General features: G+C 68.5%; 17 protein-coding genes. 7 read left to right on the top strand and 10 right to left on the bottom strand.

Annotation, left to right across the window (positions count from 1 at the left end; translation table 11 throughout):
* Window positions 1–32: 32 nt before the first annotated feature.
* The 4 genes from GONAM_RS20795 to GONAM_RS20780 form a co-directional block, all read right to left on the bottom strand.
* Window positions 33–1049, bottom strand: coding sequence for a phosphotransferase family protein (locus GONAM_RS20795; RefSeq protein WP_006868724.1), 1017 nt, complete (start codon window positions 1047–1049; stop codon window positions 33–35).
* Window positions 1046–2260 carry an acyl-CoA dehydrogenase family protein gene (locus tag GONAM_RS20790; protein WP_006868723.1) on the bottom strand — a complete coding sequence of 405 codons (1215 nt, stop codon included), beginning with the start codon at window positions 2258–2260 and terminating at the stop codon, window positions 1046–1048. Before GONAM_RS20790 ends, GONAM_RS20795 begins: the two co-directional genes overlap by 4 nt.
* A gap of 123 nt (window positions 2261–2383) precedes the next feature.
* Window positions 2384–3031, bottom strand: a complete 648-nt coding sequence (locus GONAM_RS20785; RefSeq protein WP_006357973.1) for a TetR/AcrR family transcriptional regulator — start codon at window positions 3029–3031, stop codon at window positions 2384–2386.
* A 28-nt stretch (window positions 3032–3059) separates the two neighbouring features.
* Complete coding sequence (locus GONAM_RS20780) at window positions 3060–3764, bottom strand: TetR/AcrR family transcriptional regulator (RefSeq protein WP_006868721.1); 705 nt, start codon at window positions 3762–3764, stop codon at window positions 3060–3062.
* Between the two features lie 83 nt (window positions 3765–3847).
* Here GONAM_RS20780 and GONAM_RS20775 point away from each other — a divergent pair, with 83 nt between their 5' ends.
* Window positions 3848–4804: an oxygenase MpaB family protein gene (locus GONAM_RS20775; protein WP_006868720.1), complete on the top strand. Its 957-nt coding sequence runs from the start codon at window positions 3848–3850 to the stop codon at window positions 4802–4804.
* Window positions 4805–4882: 78 nt separating this feature from the next.
* Here GONAM_RS20775 and GONAM_RS20770 read toward each other — a convergent pair whose 3' ends face one another.
* Both GONAM_RS20770 and GONAM_RS20765 read right to left on the bottom strand, forming a co-directional pair.
* The gene (locus GONAM_RS20770) at window positions 4883–6163 is read right to left on the bottom strand and encodes an alpha-hydroxy-acid oxidizing protein (protein ID WP_040537115.1); all 1281 of its coding nucleotides are present in this window, start codon (window positions 6161–6163) and stop codon (window positions 4883–4885) included.
* A gap of 58 nt (window positions 6164–6221) precedes the next feature.
* Window positions 6222–6515 carry a hypothetical protein gene (locus GONAM_RS20765; RefSeq protein ID WP_006868718.1) on the bottom strand — a complete coding sequence of 98 codons (294 nt, stop codon included), beginning with the start codon at window positions 6513–6515 and terminating at the stop codon, window positions 6222–6224.
* A gap of 454 nt (window positions 6516–6969) precedes the next feature.
* Here GONAM_RS20765 and GONAM_RS20760 point away from each other — a divergent pair, with 454 nt between their 5' ends.
* From GONAM_RS20760 to GONAM_RS20740, 5 genes are all read left to right on the top strand, one after another.
* A complete protein-coding gene (locus GONAM_RS20760) occupies window positions 6970–8112 on the top strand; it encodes a polyprenyl synthetase family protein (protein WP_006868717.1) in 1143 nt (380 codons plus the stop codon).
* A complete protein-coding gene (locus tag GONAM_RS20755; RefSeq protein WP_006868716.1) occupies window positions 8109–8822 on the top strand; it encodes a hypothetical protein in 714 nt (237 codons plus the stop codon). Before GONAM_RS20760 ends, GONAM_RS20755 begins: the two co-directional genes overlap by 4 nt.
* An 80-nt stretch (window positions 8823–8902) precedes the next feature.
* On the top strand, window positions 8903–9721 hold the full coding sequence (locus GONAM_RS20750; protein WP_006868715.1) for a carotenoid biosynthesis protein: 819 nt from the start codon (window positions 8903–8905) through the stop codon (window positions 9719–9721).
* A complete protein-coding gene (locus tag GONAM_RS20745) occupies window positions 9708–10841 on the top strand; it encodes a glycosyltransferase family 2 protein (protein ID WP_006868714.1) in 1134 nt (377 codons plus the stop codon). Before GONAM_RS20750 ends, GONAM_RS20745 begins: the two co-directional genes overlap by 14 nt.
* Complete coding sequence (locus GONAM_RS20740; RefSeq protein ID WP_006868713.1) at window positions 10838–12337, top strand: phytoene desaturase family protein; 1500 nt, start codon at window positions 10838–10840, stop codon at window positions 12335–12337. Before GONAM_RS20745 ends, GONAM_RS20740 begins: the two co-directional genes overlap by 4 nt.
* A gap of 238 nt (window positions 12338–12575) precedes the next feature.
* Here the strand turns inward: GONAM_RS20740 and crtI are convergent, their stop codons facing one another.
* From crtI to GONAM_RS20720, 4 genes are all read right to left on the bottom strand, one after another.
* A complete protein-coding gene (gene crtI / locus GONAM_RS20735) occupies window positions 12576–14165 on the bottom strand; it encodes a phytoene desaturase family protein (RefSeq protein WP_006868712.1) in 1590 nt (529 codons plus the stop codon).
* The gene (locus GONAM_RS20730; RefSeq protein WP_006868711.1) at window positions 14162–15073 is read right to left on the bottom strand and encodes a phytoene/squalene synthase family protein; all 912 of its coding nucleotides are present in this window, start codon (window positions 15071–15073) and stop codon (window positions 14162–14164) included. The genes crtI and GONAM_RS20730 overlap by 4 nt, the downstream gene beginning before the upstream one ends.
* Window positions 15074–15110: 37 nt before the next feature.
* Entirely contained in the window at window positions 15111–15701 is a 591-nt protein-coding gene (idi, locus tag GONAM_RS20725) for an isopentenyl-diphosphate Delta-isomerase (protein WP_006868710.1), read from the bottom strand.
* Window positions 15702–15853: 152 nt separating this feature from the next.
* Window positions 15854–16468 (bottom strand): TetR/AcrR family transcriptional regulator, encoded by a 615-nt coding sequence (locus tag GONAM_RS20720; RefSeq protein ID WP_040537113.1) that lies wholly within the window; start codon window positions 16466–16468, stop codon window positions 15854–15856.
* A gap of 93 nt (window positions 16469–16561) precedes the next feature.
* Here GONAM_RS20720 and GONAM_RS20715 point away from each other — a divergent pair, with 93 nt between their 5' ends.
* Entirely contained in the window at window positions 16562–17584 is a 1023-nt protein-coding gene (locus GONAM_RS20715; RefSeq protein ID WP_040537136.1) for an ABC transporter permease, read from the top strand.
* The last annotated feature ends 45 nt before the right edge of the window (window positions 17585–17629 follow it).

Here is a 17629-nt window from a genome sequence, read left to right as displayed (position 1 = left end):
GCCCCCGTGTTTCTTCTCTGCCCGCTGCCGATTCAGTTGATGTGACGCAGGCCGGCGGCGATGAAGGCCGCGGTGGCCTCACCCGCACGCTCGGCACCGTCGCCCGACGACGCACCCGAGAGCGCGCGGTAGGTGATGCCCTCAGCGATCACACCGAGCTTCAGGTTGGCCAAACCGAGGTAGAAGTCCCAGTCGCCGAGGTCGGAACCGGTTGCGGTGGCGTACTTCTGCGCGATCTCGTCCACGGAGGCGTAGCGGTCACTGGTCCATGCCGCGGAGAATCCGAGCACCTGGTCGAAGACCCCGGTGCGATAGACGCACATCAGCGCTACGTCGGTGATCGGGTCGCCGAGGGTGGACATCTCCCAGTCCACGACGGCGGCGATCTTCGCCGGGTCGTTCGCATCGACGATGGTGTTGTCGACACGGAAGTCGCCGTGCACCACCGATTCCCGGGCTTGCTCCGGAACCCGCTCGGACAACGCCTCGACGAGCCGCTCGACGTCGGGCAGGTCGCGGGTCTTCACGTGACCCCACTGCCGGGCCCACAGCTTCACCTGTCGTGCAGCGAAGCCGGCCGGACGGCCGAACTCGCCGAGGCCGACGGCCTGGTAATCGACGGCGTGCAGGTCGGCGAGGGTCCGGACGAGGCCGTCGAGGTTGGCGGCCACCTCGTCGTCTGAGTAGGCGGCGAGATCCTCCGCCGTACGCACCACCCGCCCGTCGACGAACTCGACCACGGTGCACGGCGCCCCGATGATCGATCCGTCGGCATCGAAGGCGACCGTCTTGGCGACCGGCACCGAAGTGGACTGCAGCGCACTGGTGACGGCCCACTCACGGCCCATGTCGTGTGCGGACGGGGTGAGACCACCGGTCGGTGGGCGACGCGCCACCCATGAGGTCACGCCGTCGGTGACGGTGTACGTCAGGTTCGACTTCCCACCGCTGATGAGTTGGATCGAGAGATCACCGGCGAGTTCGACACCGTTGTCGGTGAGGAGCCGACGGAGCTTGTCCGCCTCGAGGGCTGATTCGACCCCGGTCATTTCGCACCCGCCGCGGCCTGTGCCTTCTTCGCGCGGCCGACGGCGCGGCGGGCGATGGCCCAACGGTGGACCTCGGAGGGGCCGTCGTAGACGCGGAACGGACGGAGTTCCTGCGCCAGGCGCGCGATCGGCAGGTCCGCGGAGACACCGAGGCCGCCGCACATCTGGATGCTGCGATCGGCGATCCGCGAATATGCCTCACCGGCAAAGGTCTTGGCGATCGAGGTCTCGTCGGAGGCGTGGTTGCCCAGGTCCAGTTCGTGACAGGCCTTGAGCAGCAACGCACGCGAGGCCGCCAGGTCGATCTCGTTGTCGGCGATCATCTGCTGGATCATCCCGAGGTCGCCGAGTCGGCCACCGAATCCCTCGCGGCGCGAGACGTAGTCGACGGCGACGTCGTGGCAGCGCTTTGCTGCGCCGAGCCAGCGCATGACGTGGGTCATGCGGGCCGGACCGAGGCGGACCTGCGCGTAGCGGTAGCCCTCGTCGACCTCGCCCAGGATGTCCTCGTCGGGGACGAAGACGTCGTCGAACGTGACCTCGCAGTGCCCGCCGATCATCGCCTTGTCGATGGTGTTGATGTGGCGTCCCACGGTGATGCCCGCGGTACCGGCCGGAGCCAGGAACATCGTGGCGCCGCCACGATCTCCGGGTGACCCCGCGGTGCGGGCCATGATGATGAAGAAGCCCGCGCCCTCGGCACCGGTGATGAAGTGCTTCTTGCCGTTGATCTTCCAGCCGCCGTCGACGCGGACCGCCTGCGTGCGAAGCGCATTGGGGTCCGAACCCGCACCCGGTGCCGGTTCGGTCATCGCGAAGGCCGAACGGACCTCACCGGTGGCGAGCGGGGCCAGGTACTTGTGGCGCTGCTCTTCGCTGGCGATGCGCTCGAGCATGTGGATGTTGCCCTCATCGGGCGCACCGATGTGCAGCGCGACGGGACCGAAGGTGGAGTAGCCTGCTGCCTCGAAAACCGGTGCGCGGTCGGCCATGTCCAGTCCCAGCCCGCCGAACTCTACCGGCGCGTGCGGCGCGAAGATGCCCTCTGCCTTGGCCTTTGCGTTCATCTCACGACGAAGGTCGTCGCCACCGGCCGCGACGATGTCGCCACCGTTCGCGTCCTCGAGCGGCAGCACGTAGTCGCGGACGAAGCGTTCGGTCTTCTCGACCAGCTCGACCACTGCGGGATCGTGGCGCAGGTCTATGGGCATCGTGACTCCTTTGGCTGGACCGACGGGAACTTACCCCGACGCCGACCGAGCGATCGTTCGGCCGTCCATACCTTGCCAGGCGATGCGATCCCGGTCAAGGCTGACCGGGTGAAATCCGTGCCCTCAGTTGGTGCGGTACCCGACCAGGGCGCGGGCGAGCTGGAGATTTCGGGAGATCAGTTCGTCCGGCCCCAGCAAGCCGTCGAGCTTGAACCAGGTCGAGACACCGACACACATCGTCGCCACAGCCCGGGCGGCGTCCTTGGGGTACTCGGTGGTGAAGTCCCCCGCCTCCACACCGGCGAAGACGATCTCGTCGACCATCCGCTGCTGGCGGTCGCGATGACCGATGTACTTCGGCCGGTAGTCGTCGTCGAGGCTGCGGATCTCCGTGGAACCGACGAAGGCCTGCTCGCGCCGGTACATGTGGAACCGCAGCAGCGATTCGACGACCGCGTCGAACTGCTTCACCGGCTCCGGGCCGGCTTCGAGGATCGCCGCCTCCGAGCGGGCCAGCAGATCGGTCATCGTGCGTTCGAGCAGGCCCTGCAGCAGGGACTGCTTGGACGGGTAGTGGTGGTACAGCCCCGGCACCGAGAGGTTCGCCCGCGCGGCGATCTCGCGTACCGATGTGCCGTGGTAGCCCTGCTCGGCGAACGCCTCGAGGGCAGCGGCCAATGGGATCGGGAGCTCGGGCTCGCCGTAGTCACGCCAGGCGCCGAGAGGTTGCTTCGCCGGTCGCACGTCGGTTTCGCCGGTTCCGCTGCTCATGGGATCGACCATATCTGCCTACGGAGCACTACTCACCATCGGCGCTGCCGTGGGGCAGGCTCTTCTCCAGGATGTCCGCCGGAGACACGAGCAACGCGACGCTGAGGTCCACGACCTCCGACTTCGAGAGTGCGACGTCGCCCTCGAGCCAGGCGGCGAGCAGACGGCTCAGCCCACCCACCTTGTAGTGCGCGACGCCCGCTGCCTCGGCCGAGCCGACGTGCACATCGAGCACCGATGAGGCGCTCTGGAGTGTCAGGCCCGCGAACAGCGTGGTCGACTCCATCCGCTTCGCGGCGATCACCGGGCTGAGCAGGGCCTGCGAGAACAGAAGTCGGCCCTTGCGTCGATCCTTATCGATGAGATCGACGATCACGGCGACCGCTCCCGACACCTTGCTGCGCATGGTCTCGCCCTCGGCGAACGCCGCCAGACTCGAGTGGGCGATCTCCTCGATGACCCCGTCGTACACCACTTCGACGAGCTGATCGACCGACTCGAAACTCTCGTAGAAATACCGTGCGGTCAGCCCGGCCCGCCGACAGACACCTCGCACCGTGACCGCTTCCGCGTCGTCGGCTCCGAGCAGGTCGAGGGCTGCGTCGATCAACGATGTGCGGCGTCGCGCGACCCGGGTGTCACCGCCCTCGCCGCCGTAGGCGCGCAGGGAAGCCGCCGAATCCGACGCAGCAGCGTCGGACCCGTTGTCCGGGTTCGAAGGTCCTCTTCCCATGGTTCCTATCTTGACACCCCGGTAAGTTCATGTTTTATAAAACGGGAAACATACGTTTCCTAAATCCGACCAGGAGGGGTTCGATGGCAACGGAGCCTATCACCAGTGGAAGCTCGGCCCTGTCGCCGCAGACGCCCGCCGAGGTGACCGCTGAGGTCACCGAATTCCTCACCGCCGAGCGCCCGGACACCGAGTTCCTGCCGTCGACCGCGCGCATGTCCCGCGCCGAACTCGACGCCCTCCCGTCCGCCGAGGATCTCGATCCGCTCGGCATCGGCGTCATCGCCGGCGCCGCGAACGTGATCATGCAGCTGAGCCTGCCCGCGGTGGGATACGGCGTCTACGAGAGCCGCGTCGACTCGGGCAACCTGTTCAAGCATCCGCTCAAGCGGGGTCGCACCACCCTGAGCTACCTCGCGGTCGCGGGGCTGGGCAGCGCCAAGGACCGCAAGGCCTACCGCAAGGCGATCGGCAAGGCCCACGCGCAGGTCCGGTCGACCGCCGACAGCCCGGTGAAGTACAACGCCTTCGACCCGAAGCTGCAGCTCTGGGTCGCGGCCTGTCTGTACCGCGGCACCGAGGACGTCCATCGGATCTTCGGCGGGATGACCGAGGTGACCGACGAGTTCTATCAGGCGGGTGCCGTCCTGGGCACCACGCTGCAAGTCCCGCGCGAGGCCTGGCCGGCCGACCGCGAGGCCTTCGAGGAGTACTGGAACTCCACCGTCGAGACCCTCGAGATCGACCCGGTCATCCGCGGGTACCTGTTGCAGATCGCCCGCGCCGAGTTCCTGGGGCCGGTCGTCGCCAAGCTGCTGGGCTGGTACTTCGAGATCCTGGCGATCGGCTTCCTGCCGGAGAACTTCCGCCGCAAGATGGACGTCCGCCTGTCGCCGTGGCAGGAATTGTTCTTCGCCAAGCACAATGCCGTCCTGCGGGCGATCATCACCCGGGCGCCCAGGCCGGTCCGCAGCTTTCCGTTCAACGTGCTGCTCGCTGACGTCCGCTGGCGGATGCGCACCGGCCGTCCACTGGTCTGAGCTCCCTGTCCCGGTTGGGGGAAGCCCGTCCCGCTCATCGCGAGCGGGACGGGCTTTTCGGTTGGGACGTTTCTCGGCTCAGACCCTCCGCAAGGCCTCGCGATCGAGTGCGGTGACGTCGGTGTGGCCGGCCAGGCCGAGGGTGAGGTCGAGTTCGGCGATGATGTCGGCCACCGCATCCCGGGCACCCTCGGCACCGGCGAGGGCCAGCCCGTACATGTGCGGCCGGCCGATACATGCGGCGTCGGCGCCGAGCGCCAGTGCCTTGAACACGTCCGAACCGGTGTAAATCCCGGAGTCGATGAGCACTTTGATCCGACCGTCGACCGCGGGTGCGATCTCGTCGAGGGCGTCGATGGTGCTGATCGCTCCGTCGATCTGACGTCCGCCGTGGTTGGACACGATGATGCCGTCGACTCCGGCGTCGACGGCGCGACGGGCATCGTCGGGATGCAGCACGCCCTTGAGGACGATCGGCAACGACGTGCGCTCGCGCAGACCGGCAAGGTCGTCCCAGCTCAGCGACGGACGCGAGTAGATGTCGAGGAAGGTCTGCACCGCGGCCCGCGGTTGGGCCGAGGTGAGATTCGAGAGGAAGCGTCCGGGGGCGTTGCGGGTGATCGAGACCAGGGTCGCGATGGCGCCCAGGGAGATCTCCGGCCGCTCCTCGGCAGCGGTGCGCAGCCGGTCGGCGACGATGTCGACGAAGCGCCGGTCGGAGGTGTACTGCGCGATCCCCTCGCCCCGCGCGAACGGCAGCGATCCCAGGTTCAGATCCTGTGGCCGCCAACCGAGCATCGTGGTGTCGAGGGTGACGACCACCGCGTCGGCGCTGACGGCCGCCGCACGGGCCAGCAGACTGTCGACGAGGTCGTCGTCGGTCGACCAGTACAGCTGGAACCAGCGGGGGGCTCCCGGGGTCACGCCGTCCATCTCGGCCGCCACCGTCTCCATCGGCACACTCGCCTGGTTCGAGAAGATATACGGCACACCGAGTTCCGCGGCGGCATGACCGATGAGACGATCTGCTCCGGGAGCTGCCAGCGAGCCGGCGCCCACCGGCGCGAACAGGACCGGCGCCGGGATGCGGCGTCCGAACAGATCCACCTCGAGGTTCCGCGCGGAGACGTCGCGGAGGATCCGAGGCACGATCGCCCAGCGGTCCAGGGCCTGCCGGTTGGCCGTCATCGTGCGACCCTCACCGGCGCCACCACCGATGTACGCCCACGCCCGAGCCGACATCGACCGTTTGGCGCGACGTTCGAGTTCCGCGAAATCCGTTGGCACGCGGGGCTTTCGACGATGTACACCAGCGGTGTAGATGTCGTTTTGCCGCGCTCGCCCGTATCCCGTGGTCATGGGAGCCGATCGTAACGTCGGCGTCGCAGGACCCGGGGAGGATTCCCGGACCGGGGTGTCAGCGTGTGGCGACAGCCGTCGCGCCGGCAGCTGCGACCGTCACGACGCCAACCGACGGCCAGGCGCCGATCTTCTTCGCGAGCGGATGCGAGCCGCCGAAGGCCGCGAGGTATCCGGCGAGCAGTCCGCCGGCCACCACCGGACCCTGCTTGACCGCCCACTGCCGGGTGCACCAGGCACCCGCCGCTGCGAGGACCACCCCACCGAGCTCTCGTCGACCGCTGTAGCGGGCCGCCGCGCAGCCGCCGACCAGACCCGCAGCCACCACGGGCACCGTTGCATCCACTGCCATGCGACCAACCTACCGGCATCTCCGGGCCCCTACGCGCCCGCCGGACGTGGGGTCCCTGCGCCGCGGCCTCCCATCGGCGATGACGGAGACGGTGCGCCACGGGCTGGCCAAGAACCCCACGGCCATGGCCGGCACGGGCGTCGATCCGCTTGGGACCGCCCCTGGCTTCCGCCCCGGCCCGAAAAGCGCCCCTGGGAACCGCCCCTGGCTTCCGCCCCGGTCCGAAAAGCGCCCCTGGGAACCGCCCTCCAGGGTCGCACCGCGAACGATCTGTTACCGAGGGCGCTGTGGAGGGTTCTTTTCGGGGGCGGTTTTCAACGCCGGGCGGAAATCGGGGGCGCTTTTCAGGGGCGATCGTTGACGCTCACCGCGTTGACCCATCCGACGGGTGTCATCGCACCGAAGACCGGGTACCCGCAACCGCGCCGACCCCGCACCCCGGAAGGGCCTCGCCATGACACAGACCGCCGAGATGACCGACTCATCCCTCCCCCACCGGCCTGTCCTCGACCCGAACTCCGGCCTCCGCGCGATCGACGACGCGACGACCGACCTCGAACTCGTCGAGGAGGTGCTGACCGCGCACTTCCGCGGCCACGCCCTGACGCTGAACAAAGTGGGTGCCGAACTGACTCCCGCGGCGGACGCCATCGCCGCACGCATCGGCGGGGGCAAGCGCCTGCGCGCCGCCTTCTGTCTGTGGGGTGCCCGCGGCGCCGCCCACGGCCGGTCGGTCCCCGGTGTCGTCGAATTGGCGTCGGCCATCGAGCTGTTCCACTTCGCCGCCCTGGTCCACGACGACGTGATGGACGACTCCGACACCCGCCGCGGCCTGCCCACCATCCACCGTCTCTTCGCCGACACCCATCGCGCGGTAGGTCGTCGGGGCGACTCCGACACGTGGGGCACCGCGGTCGCCATCCTCGTCGGCGACATGTGTCTGTCGTGGTCGGACGACCTGGTCGCCGCGGCGGTCGACACCGTCGACCGCCACACCCGCCAGGCTGTCCGCGAGACCTGGACCGAGATGCGCGACGAGGCGTACGCGGGCCAGTACCTGGACATGCTCAGCCAGACCGAGGACCACACCGATCCCGACCGGACCGAACGCGTCCTCCGGTACAAGAGCGCCCGCTACAGCATCGGCCAGCCGCTTCGGCTCGGCGGCACGCTCGCCGGGGCCGACGCCGCCCTTCTCGCCGACTACGACCGGATCGGGATCAGCGCCGGTGAGGCATTCCAACTGCGCGACGACATCCTCGGCGTCTTCGGCGACGAGAAGATCACCGGGAAGCCGGCGATCGATGACATCCGAGAGGGCAAGCGCACCATGCTGATGGCGCTGGCCGAGGAGTCCGCGACCTGGACGGAACGACGGATCATCGCCAACTGCCTCGGCAACCCGGACCTCGACGCCGCCGGTGCCGCACAGATGCGCGACGTCGTGGAATCCACCGGCGCCCTCGAGCGTGTCGAACAGCGCATCGTCGAACTCGCCGAGGACGCCCTGGCGGTCGTCGCGGACGCATCGGTGGACGAGCTGACACGGCAGGCCCTGACCTCGCTCGTCGAACGTTGTGTGTGGCGCCGCTCATGACCCCGACTGCTGTTCCGACGGTCGAGCTACGCATCTGGGGCGTCGACCGGGTGATGCCCGCGCTCGGCCGGATGGCATCGGGCCGGCGGGCATTGCGCGCCACCCCCGGACTCCGCTTCGCCAAACTGCTCGGCACCGGTACCGCAGAGACTTTCACGATGCAGAGCGCCGACCTGCGCCACTGGGCGGCACTCACCGTCTGGCACGACGACGATGCGGCTCGCGCGTCGGCGAATTCGCGTGTGCTGCGACGCTGGCAGGACACGAGCACCGAGGAAATGCGCATCACGATGCGTCCGCTGCGCTCGAAGGGGAGATGGTCGCGGGTCGATCCGTTCGGCCACGAGAACCGAGATCCAGCGGCTGACCGCGCACGAGATTGGACCGGTTCGGTCGCCGCACTCACCCGAGCCCGGCTGCGGCCGACGACGATGGCGTCCTTCTGGCGCGCGGTCCCGCCGGTCGCCTCGGAACTGGCCGGCGCGCAGGGGAATCGGCTCGCGCTCGGCGTCGGCGAGCTGCCGATCGGCGTGCAGGGGACCTTCTCACTCTGGGACTCGACGCGCGACCTCACCCACTTCGCCTACCACTCGCCCGCACACAAGTCCGCCATCGCGCGCACCAAACCCGCCCGTTGGTACGCCGAGGAACTGTTCGCACGGTTCGCCGTCCTCGACGTGACCGGGACCTACCAGGGAAGATCGGCATGAGTACCTCCGCCACCACCCCGACGCCACCTTCACCGCCCGAGGTGCGAGGAACCCCTACCGGAGCATCCTCGTCGCCTGAGGTGAAGACATCGCTCCGTCATCACCTCATCCCGGTCGCGTGGGTTCTCCTCGCCGCCACCATCGGGGTGCAGATCGCCTTCCCGCTCACCGGTGGTGGCACACTCCCGCTCACCGTCGCGAGCGTCGTTCTCCTGGCGTCGGCGTCCGCCCTTCATCTCGCCGCCACGCGCGGATTCGGGGCCGCGATCGCACTGGTCGTGATCGCCGGCGGCGGTGGCCTCGTCGCCGAGGCGATCGGTGTCAGCACCGGATTCCCCTTCGGCACATACGCATACACCGACGGTCTGGGCCTCAAGCTTCTCGGTGTCCCGGTCCTGGTGCCCCTGGCCTGGATCATGATGTCGTGGCCGGCACTCGCCGTGACACGACGGCTCGTCGGCGCCATGCGGCTGTCCGGTACGCGGGCTCGCGTGGTGACCGCCTTCCTGGGGGCGTACGCGCTGACGGCCTGGGATGTCTTCCTCGATCCCCAGATGGTCGATCAGGGTCACTGGAACTGGCAGTACCCCACCCCGTCGTTACCCGGTGTCGACGACATCCCGTTGACGAACTTCGCAGGCTGGCTTCTGGTCTCGTTCCTGATGATCGCCCTCCTCGACCGGGTGATCGGTGCCGGTGACACCGCCGACGCCGATGACGCGGTCCCGGTGGCCGCCTACCTGTGGACCTACTTCTCGTCGGTGATGGCGCATGCGATGTTCTTCGGCCGCCCGACGGTCGCACTGGCCGGTGCCGTGGTAATGGGTGTCGTCGCGATCCCGCTCATCGTTCTCGAAGTGCGGTCGTTCCGGTCCAGGAGACACGGTGCGAGCGTCTGACCTCTGGCGTCGCACGGTGATGGTCGGGACCGGCTTGTCACTGACGTCGCTCGCCCTCACCGTCGACAACGCGATTCGCGTGCGCCGCCCAGGTCTCGCGGACATCCCTCCCGCCGAGCATCTTTCGGTGTTGATACCCATGCGGAACGAGATCGCCCGGGCCGAACGCTGCATCACCGCCGTCCTCGAGGCCGTCGACAGATGGCCCGGCCCCGCCCGCGTCCTCGTGCTTGACGACGGATCGGTCGACGGCACCGACGCTCTCCTCGCGCGGCTGGCCGCCCACGACGACCGACTCGAGGTGTTCGAGGGCTCCCCGCCACCGCCGGGTTGGCTCGGGAAGTCCTGGGTCTGCCGGCAATTGGCCGACCACGCCGCCCCAGGCGGGATCCTCGCCTTCGTCGATGCCGACGTCGTGCTCGAACCCCATGCATTCACCTCCTCATTCGCGTTGTTGCGCAACGCCGGACTCGACCTCGTGAGTCCCTACCCGCGGCAGGTCGCCATCAGTGCTGCTGAGCGTCTGGTGCAACCTCTGCTGCAGTGGTCGTGGCTCAGCACGCTCCCGCTGGGAATCGCCGAACGGTCCCCGCGCGAATCACTGACCGCCGCGAACGGCCAGTTCCTGATGGTCGATGCCGCCACCTATCGCCGCGCCGGCGGACACGAAGCGGTCCGTGACGTCGTCCTGGAGGACATCGCACTCCTCCGTGCGATCAAGGCCGCGGGCGGTCGAGGTGTGGTGGCCGAAGGGAGCACCGTGGCGACCTGCCACATGTACGACGGCTGGGACGAAGTCCGTGCGGGATACCGAAAGTCGCTGTGGTCCGCGTTCGGCTCACCCGCCGGGACGTCGGCGGTGACCGCCGGTCTGTGTCTCATGTACGTGATCCCGGCGCTCGCCGCTCTGACCGGCTCCCGCACCGGACTGGTGGGATACCTCGCCGGCGTCGCCTCGCGACTCGTGTCCGCGCGGACCACGGGCGGACGTACGTTCCCCGACGCCCTGGGACATCCTGCGTCCATCGCACTCTTCACCTTCCTCGCCGCGGATTCGACGATCGCCCGCCGCCGTGGCGAACTGCAGTGGAAGGGACGCACCATCGAGGTCTCCCGATGAGCCGGGTCATCGTCATCGGCGCCGGCGTCGGCGGACTCGCCACGGCGATGCGCCTGCAGGCGGCCGGCCATGACGTCACCGTTCTCGAACAGTTCGACACGGTCGGCGGCAAACTCGGCGTGATCGAACACGACGGCTTCGTCTTCGACACCGGCCCGTCACTGGTCACCATGCCGCACGTCCTCACCGAGTTGTTCGACGACACCGGCGCCCCGGGGGACGAGTTCCTCGAGCTCGAACGCCTGCCGGTCGCAGCGCGCTACCGGTTCCCCGACGGCACGGTCCTCGACCTGCCCGACACGCTCGACCACATCCCCTCCGCGCTGGACGACGCACTCGGACCCGGTTCGGGTGCCCAGTGGTCGGCGTTTCTCGGACGCGCGCAGGCAATTTGGGACGTCACCCACGGCCCGTTCCTCGAGTCGCCGATGAGCGTCCGGACGATGATCGGCGGGATCGCCACCCCCTCTGACGTCCGTACCGTGGCGCCGTGGAAAACGCTGCGGGGGCTGGGGTCCGAGTATCTCAGCGATTCGCGGTTGGCGATGTTGCTCGACCGTTACGCCACCTACACCGGCTCGGATCCACGTCGTGCACCGGCGGCCCTGGCCTCCGTTCCGTGGGCAGAGCAGGCCTGGGGCTCCTGGTATGTTCGCGGCGGCCTCGGTCGGATCGCCACCGCGATGCGGGATCGGTTGCTCGCCCTGGGTGGTCGGATCGAGTTCGGGGTCGAGGTGTCCCGGGTCTCGACGGATGAACACGGCCGGGTCGACGGTGTCGTACTCGCCGACGGCAGCCGCCGATCCGCCGATCTCGTCGTGGCGAATGCCGACGCCCGCCAGGTCTTCGACCGCCTCGTCCCCCGGCGCTCCGCACGCATTCCGTCTGCGCTGCTGCGACGTTCGACACCGTCGCTGTCGGGCTTCGTCCTGCTCCTCGCGCTCGACAACCCGCCCGCCGACCAGGCCCACCATCACGTCCTGTTCGCCGAGGACTACGACGAGGAGTTCGACGCCGTCTTCGGTTTCAACGGCCCGCCGCGACCCGTCGCCCGTCCGACCGTGTACATCTCCGCGCCGGACGATCCGGAGATCGTCCCAGGCCCCGACACCGCAGCCTGGTTCGTGCTCGTCAACGCACCACGACACGACCCGGAGCACGGAGTCGACTGGGACGCAGCAGGACTCGCGGACAAGTATGCCGACCAGATCATGCAGGTGATGGCCGACCGCGGTCTCGACGTCCGCGACCAGGTCCGCCACCGCCTGCTGGTCACACCGGCCGATCTCGAACGCCGCACCATGACCCCCGGCGGCTCGATCTACGGATCGTCGTCGAACGGACCGCGGGCCGCCTTCTTGCGGCCGAAGAACACCTCACCCATCCCGGGCCTGTACCTGGTCGGCGGGTCATCGCACCCCGGCGGCGGACTCCCGCTGGTGATGCTGTCGGCGAAGATCGTCGCGGACCTGATCGCACAGTCGCCCACTCCCTGAGGTGCGAGAGGGCGCGTCGCCCACTGCTCCCTGAGGTGCGAGAGGGCGTGTCGCCCACTGCTCCCTGAGGTGCGAGCGAAGCGAGCCACGAAGGGCTGGCGAGATAACCTCACCAGGCCTTCGTGGCTCGTCGCTACCGCTCCTCGCACCTCAGGCAGCAGGGGCAGGTCGCCCGGCGGACTCCCCTCACACCTCAGGCAGCAGGTTGGGTTGCGTTCGGCAGCAGACAATTCCGCTGTCAGCGCGTCGGCGTCGGACCGACGGAGCGATCCCCGTTGAGTCGCTTGCGAATCAGTTCGGCACTGATGAGGCACATCGGCAGGCCGATGCCCGGCCGGGTGCTCGATCCCGCGTAGTACAACCCCTCGACCTTGCGCGAGCGGTTTGTCGAACGCAGGAATGCACTCTGTCGCAACGTGTGTGCCGGACCGAGGGCGCCACCGCACCACGAGTTCACGTTGTCGACGAAGTCCGCGGGGCCGACGGTGCGTCGGACGACGACACGGTCGGCGAGGTCGGGGACCCCGGACCACTGGGCGATCATGGCGATGGCACGGTCGGCGACCTTCTCGATGTCGGGGTCGCCGGCACCGTCCATGCCGCCGTGCCCGAGGCCGGGATCAGCTGGGACCGGGACGAGGACGAAGACGTTCTCGTGACCGTCCGGGGCCACCGAGTCGTCGGTCGCCGACGGCTTGCACACGTACAGCGACGCCGGATCGGGCACCCGCGTGGGTGATTCGAAGATGGCGTCGAAGTTCGTCTTCCAGTCCTCGGTGAAGTACAGCGAGTGGTGGGCGAGCTCGGGCAGCTCACCGCGCACGCCGAGGTAGGCGAGGACGGCACCGGGTCCCGAAGTAGCACGCTCCCAGTAGCGCTCCGGGAAGGTCTGCAGTTCCCCGGGAAGGAGCTTGGTCTCGAGATGGTGCAGATCGGCCGCGCCGACGACGATGTCGGCGGGCAGGTCTCGCGTGGCCCCGTCTGCGGTCTGGACGCGAACGCCGACCACCTCGGCGCGACGGCGGAGTCGACGGCCCGACCGTTCCCGGGTGAGCACGGAGGTCGCGGCCGTTCCGGTGTGGATGATCACGCCGCGCTCACGAGCGACGCGTTCGAGTGCATCGACCAGAGTTGTGAAGCCGCCCTTGGGGTATCGGACACCGTCGGCGAGGTCCATCCAGCTCATCAGGTGGTACATCGACGGTGTCCGCTCCGGCGACGAGCCGAGGAACACGGCCGGGTAGCCGAGCACCTGCTGCAGGCGTCGGTCGCTGAACTTCGACGAGATGAAGGACTGCAGCGACCGGGTCAACAGTTTCGCGAGCGTCGGCGCGTGCTTCAACACCGGGAGACCCAGGAACGCGCGTGGGGAATCAAAGCTGGTGTAGAGGAACCGTTCGACGGCGAGGTCGTACGCCTGGCGTGCCGTCTGCAAATAGGAGTCGAGAGCCGCTCCTGCACCCGGTTCGATGTTCTCGAACACCTCGCGGTTGCGTTCGTAATCGCCGAAGATGTCGATCGGCGCCTCGTCGGAACCATTCTCCGCGAAGAAGACCCGGTAACCGGGGTCGAGGCGGACGAGATCGAGCTGCTCCTTGGTGGAGGTGCCCAACATCTCGAAGTAGTGGTCGAAGACCTCGGGCATGAGCCACCACGACGGGCCGGTGTCGAACCGGAATCCGTCCTTGCTCCAGAGTCCGGCACGTCCGCCGAGATCGTCGTTCTTCTCGATCACCTCGACGTCGTGGCCGTCGTGGGCGAGCAGTGCGGCGGTGGACAGGCCGGCGACACCGCCACCGATGACGACGATGCGTTTGCGGGCGGTCATGCGTTCACTCCCCGTGCGGCGCGCGGCATCCCGCGGCGGGCGACGGCGGCCGCCGCGATCTTGGCCTTGCCGGCGTTGGGAACCCGGACGCGTTGCCGTCTGGCCTCGGACGCCGAGGATTCCCGAAGTCGCGCAGTCAATTCCGCGAAGAGATCGTGCGCGGTGCAGACAGCGACACGGCTGCTCGACGGCAGGTACGGGATCGCCGTCGCGGCGGCGGTGAGGTCGAGATCGATGTCGTCGAGCCACAGCGACCACGCCGCGTCGTCCGGGTCCTCCGGGTTGAGACCGACCAGGTACCGACGACCCAATCCGTCACTGTCCTCGCCGAAGTCGCGCAGGAAGTTGATCTTCTGGAAGGCGGCACCGAGTCGACGCGCACCGGGCGCGAGGTGGTCGTAGCGTGCCTCCGCCTTCGCCTCCTCGGCGAGGAACGCGCGCAGACACATCAATCCGACGACCTCGGCCGAGCCGTAGATGTAGGACGCGAGGCTCTCGAAGTCGTGCTCGACCTGGGTCAGGTCGGAGCGCATCGAGGCGAAGAACGGCGCCACCAGGTCCAGGTCGATGCCGACCCGTCGTGCGGTCCGTGCGAAGGCGTGCACCACCAGGTTGCTGCTCGACCCGGTGATCATCGCGGCCGAGGTCTGCTCTTCGAGCTGATCGAGTTCGTTGCTGCGGTCGACGAGTCCCTGCTCGGGGCGCGGTGCGTCGACGATCTCGTCGGCGACGCGGACCAGCGCATAGATGTTGCGGACGTCGCGGCGGACGGCGGGGGCGAGTAGACGTGAGGCGAGTCCGAAGGAACTCGAATACGACTTGATCACCAGTGCCGCGCTCGCCTCGGCGACGGCGTCGTACCGCCGATGCGGCGGGACCAGCTCGGTATGACCGGGTAGATGCATCATCCGATGGCTCCTGCGGTGTGAAGTGGGGTTCGATATGTCATGAATTCGACACCCGGACGGTGGTCGGATGGGTCACGACCACGGCGGGGTCGGCGGCGAGTCCGTGGGGGTCGGGGCCGGGCATCTGGCGCACCTGGTCGGCGAACCAGGGACTGACCGCCCAGGGGGTGCGCGACACGAGATCCCACACGTCCGGGACATCCGCCCATGCGTACTCGGCGACTTCGTCCGGGTTGGGCTCCAGCGAACCCAGAGGCCGGGCGACGAACACCGGGCAGATCTCGTTCTCGACGATGCCGCTCGCGTCGACGGCCCGGTACCGGAAGTCGGGCAGGACGCACCGTACCTCGTCGACGTCGATGCCGAGCTCACGCTGCGCGTACCGGTGGACGGCGTCGACGACGGCCTCACCCGGCCGCGGATGACCGCAGAACGAGTTGGTCCACACGCCGGGCCAGCTGCGCTTGGACAGGGCGCGACGGGTCATGAGGATCCGATTGTCGGCGTCGACCAGGTGGCACGAGAACGCGAAGTGCAGCGGTGTGTCGACGCCGTGCACGGCCTCGCGGTCGGCGGTGCCGCAGGGGCGGCCGTCGGCGTCGGCGAGAACCACCGAGTCGTTGATCATCAGTTCCTCATCAAAGTCGAGATCGTGGGTCGAGCCAGGTTCGCCCGTTGTTCGTCACCGAGGGCCGTACCGGATTGGCCGGCCGGCCCCGAACGACGGAACCGCGGACGAGAGTCGACGCCCTCGCATCGATGGTAGGCAGTGCGGGCGGATCAGCCCTGGTCGCCGAACCCGGCAGCGCGCATCAGCGCACACCACGTGTCCACATATGCGTCCACATCGACGTCACCGACGAGTGACTGCTGCACGACGACGCCCTGCATCACCGACACCATCGGGAGCGCTAGATCTGCGGGTTCACCAGGCAGTTCGTGGCCGGCGTCGCGCCAGCGGACCAGGACACGCTCGAAGACCTTACGCAGGCCCAGGATGATCTCTCGGACGATCTCGCGCAGCTCGGGGTTGTTCGCCGCCTCGCCCCAGATGGTCACCACCATCCGGAAGTCGTCGGTGAGCGGTGCGATCTCGGCGATTACGTGCGCAGCGAGCATCCGGATGGCGTCCTCGGGCGACGCCGGGGCTCCGTGACCGTCGACGAGGTCTCCGAGCCCTGACTCGTAGGCCTGGAACACCGACCGCGCGACCGCGGCGATCAACTGCTCTTTCGACGAGTAGTACGAGTACACCGCCCCGGCGCTCAGGCCCGACTCCCGGATCACGTCCGACATGGACGCCCGGTGGAACCCCTTCTCGACGAAGCAACGACGTGCCGCATCGAGGATCTGCTGACTGCGCTCGAGCTTGCGTTCATCGCTGATCTTCGGCATTCGGTGAGTATAAAACGAATATTCGTTCTTGATTGGCGACACGGCCCGGCGCATACTTCTTAAAACGAGAGTTCGTTCTTTTTGGAGGCCGTGATGACCACGTACACCGAACCGTCCGACCGAGAGTTCGCCACCGAGGATCGGCCGCCCGAGCCGGCCCCTTCGCACGGACCGTCATGGCGCATCGTCGTCGCCCTCGTCCTGGCGGTACCGATCGTGGTCAGCACGATCGCGGCCATGTTCGTCTCCCTGGCGGTGGACCCCCAGCCGCACGACGTCCCACTCGGCCTGGTTGCACCGGCACCCGCAGCGTCTGCCATCGAATCCGCCCTCGCTGACCGTGCAGGGGAGGATGCCTTCGCCGTCGAACAGTTCGCCGACCCCGCCGCTGCGCGGGAGGCCATCGAATCCCGGGACATCGTCGGCGCCATCGCCGTCGGCCCGCAGGGCATCACCGTCCTGACCGCCGAGGCCGGGTCACCGGCGCTCGCCCAGATCGTCGGCGGCGTCGGCACGGGCATCGCCACCGCGCAGTCGTTGCCGGTCACCACCGAGTCCGTGGTCGCCCCGCCCGCCACCGATGCACGCGGAACCGGATTCGCCGCCGGCCTCCTGCCGCTGCTCATCGCCGGGATCGCCCTCGGTGCTGCGTCGGCGATCGCCCTTGCCGGTCGGGTGTGGATGCAGGCCACCGTCGCGCTGGTCGGCCCGTTGGTCACGGGCCTGGGGTTTGCTGCGGTTTGGTCGTGGCTCGGGGTCATTGACGGGCGCGTGGTGCCGGTGGCCTTGGCACTCGCCCTGATGATCGGTGCGATCTCCTGGTTCACCGCCGGGGCAGGCGCCCTTCTCGGCGCGCCCGGCGTCGGCATCGCGGCGGTCCTGATGATGCTGATCTCCAACCCGCTGTCCGGGCTGGCGTCGTCGCCGTATCTGCTCCCGGCCCCGTGGGGAGCCCTCGGCCAGTGGCTCCCGACCGGTGCCGGCGGCACCCTCACCCGCTCGGTCGCCTACTTCCCCGACGCCGCGATCTCCGGGCCGCTGTGGATCCTGTTGGGCTGGATCGCCATCGGCGCGATCCTGCTCGCCGCCTCCGGGCTTCGGCGAAGCCGGGTCTGACTCGGTCGAAGCCGGGTCTGACTCGGGAGAGGCCGGGTCTGGGTC

The sequence above is a fragment of the Gordonia namibiensis NBRC 108229 genome (genome assembly GCF_000298235.1).
In the GTDB taxonomy this organism is placed as follows: domain Bacteria; phylum Actinomycetota; class Actinomycetes; order Mycobacteriales; family Mycobacteriaceae; genus Gordonia; species Gordonia namibiensis.
Note: the sequence above shows the minus strand (reverse complement) of the source record. Positions and strands in the feature narration are given on the sequence as shown.

Bases quoted from the DNA above. Each gene is read 5' to 3' on its own strand.
- GONAM_RS20795 (WP_006868724.1), bottom strand. From the start codon at position 1,049: ATGACCGGGGTCGAATCAGCCCTCGAGGCGGACAAGCTCCGTCGGCTC.
- GONAM_RS20790 (WP_006868723.1), bottom strand. From the start codon at position 2,260: ATGCCCATAGACCTGCGCCACGATCCCGCAGTGGTCGAGCTGGTCGAG.
- GONAM_RS20785 (WP_006357973.1), bottom strand. From the start codon at position 3,031: ATGAGCAGCGGAACCGGCGAAACCGACGTGCGACCGGCGAAGCAACCT.
- GONAM_RS20780 (WP_006868721.1), bottom strand. From the start codon at position 3,764: ATGGGAAGAGGACCTTCGAACCCGGACAACGGGTCCGACGCTGCTGCG.
- GONAM_RS20775 (WP_006868720.1), top strand. From the start codon at position 3,848: ATGGCAACGGAGCCTATCACCAGTGGAAGCTCGGCCCTGTCGCCGCAG.
- GONAM_RS20770 (WP_040537115.1), bottom strand. From the start codon at position 6,163: ATGACCACGGGATACGGGCGAGCGCGGCAAAACGACATCTACACCGCT.
- GONAM_RS20765 (WP_006868718.1), bottom strand. From the start codon at position 6,515: ATGGCAGTGGATGCAACGGTGCCCGTGGTGGCTGCGGGTCTGGTCGGC.
- GONAM_RS20760 (WP_006868717.1), top strand. From the start codon at position 6,970: ATGACACAGACCGCCGAGATGACCGACTCATCCCTCCCCCACCGGCCT.
- GONAM_RS20755 (WP_006868716.1), top strand. From the start codon at position 8,109: ATGACCCCGACTGCTGTTCCGACGGTCGAGCTACGCATCTGGGGCGTC.
- GONAM_RS20740 (WP_006868713.1), top strand. From the start codon at position 10,838: ATGAGCCGGGTCATCGTCATCGGCGCCGGCGTCGGCGGACTCGCCACG.
- crtI (WP_006868712.1), bottom strand. From the start codon at position 14,165: ATGACCGCCCGCAAACGCATCGTCGTCATCGGTGGCGGTGTCGCCGGC.
- GONAM_RS20730 (WP_006868711.1), bottom strand. From the start codon at position 15,073: ATGATGCATCTACCCGGTCATACCGAGCTGGTCCCGCCGCATCGGCGG.
- idi (WP_006868710.1), bottom strand. From the start codon at position 15,701: ATGATCAACGACTCGGTGGTTCTCGCCGACGCCGACGGCCGCCCCTGC.
- GONAM_RS20720 (WP_040537113.1), bottom strand. From the start codon at position 16,468: ATGCCGAAGATCAGCGATGAACGCAAGCTCGAGCGCAGTCAGCAGATC.
- GONAM_RS20715 (WP_040537136.1), top strand. From the start codon at position 16,562: ATGACCACGTACACCGAACCGTCCGACCGAGAGTTCGCCACCGAGGAT.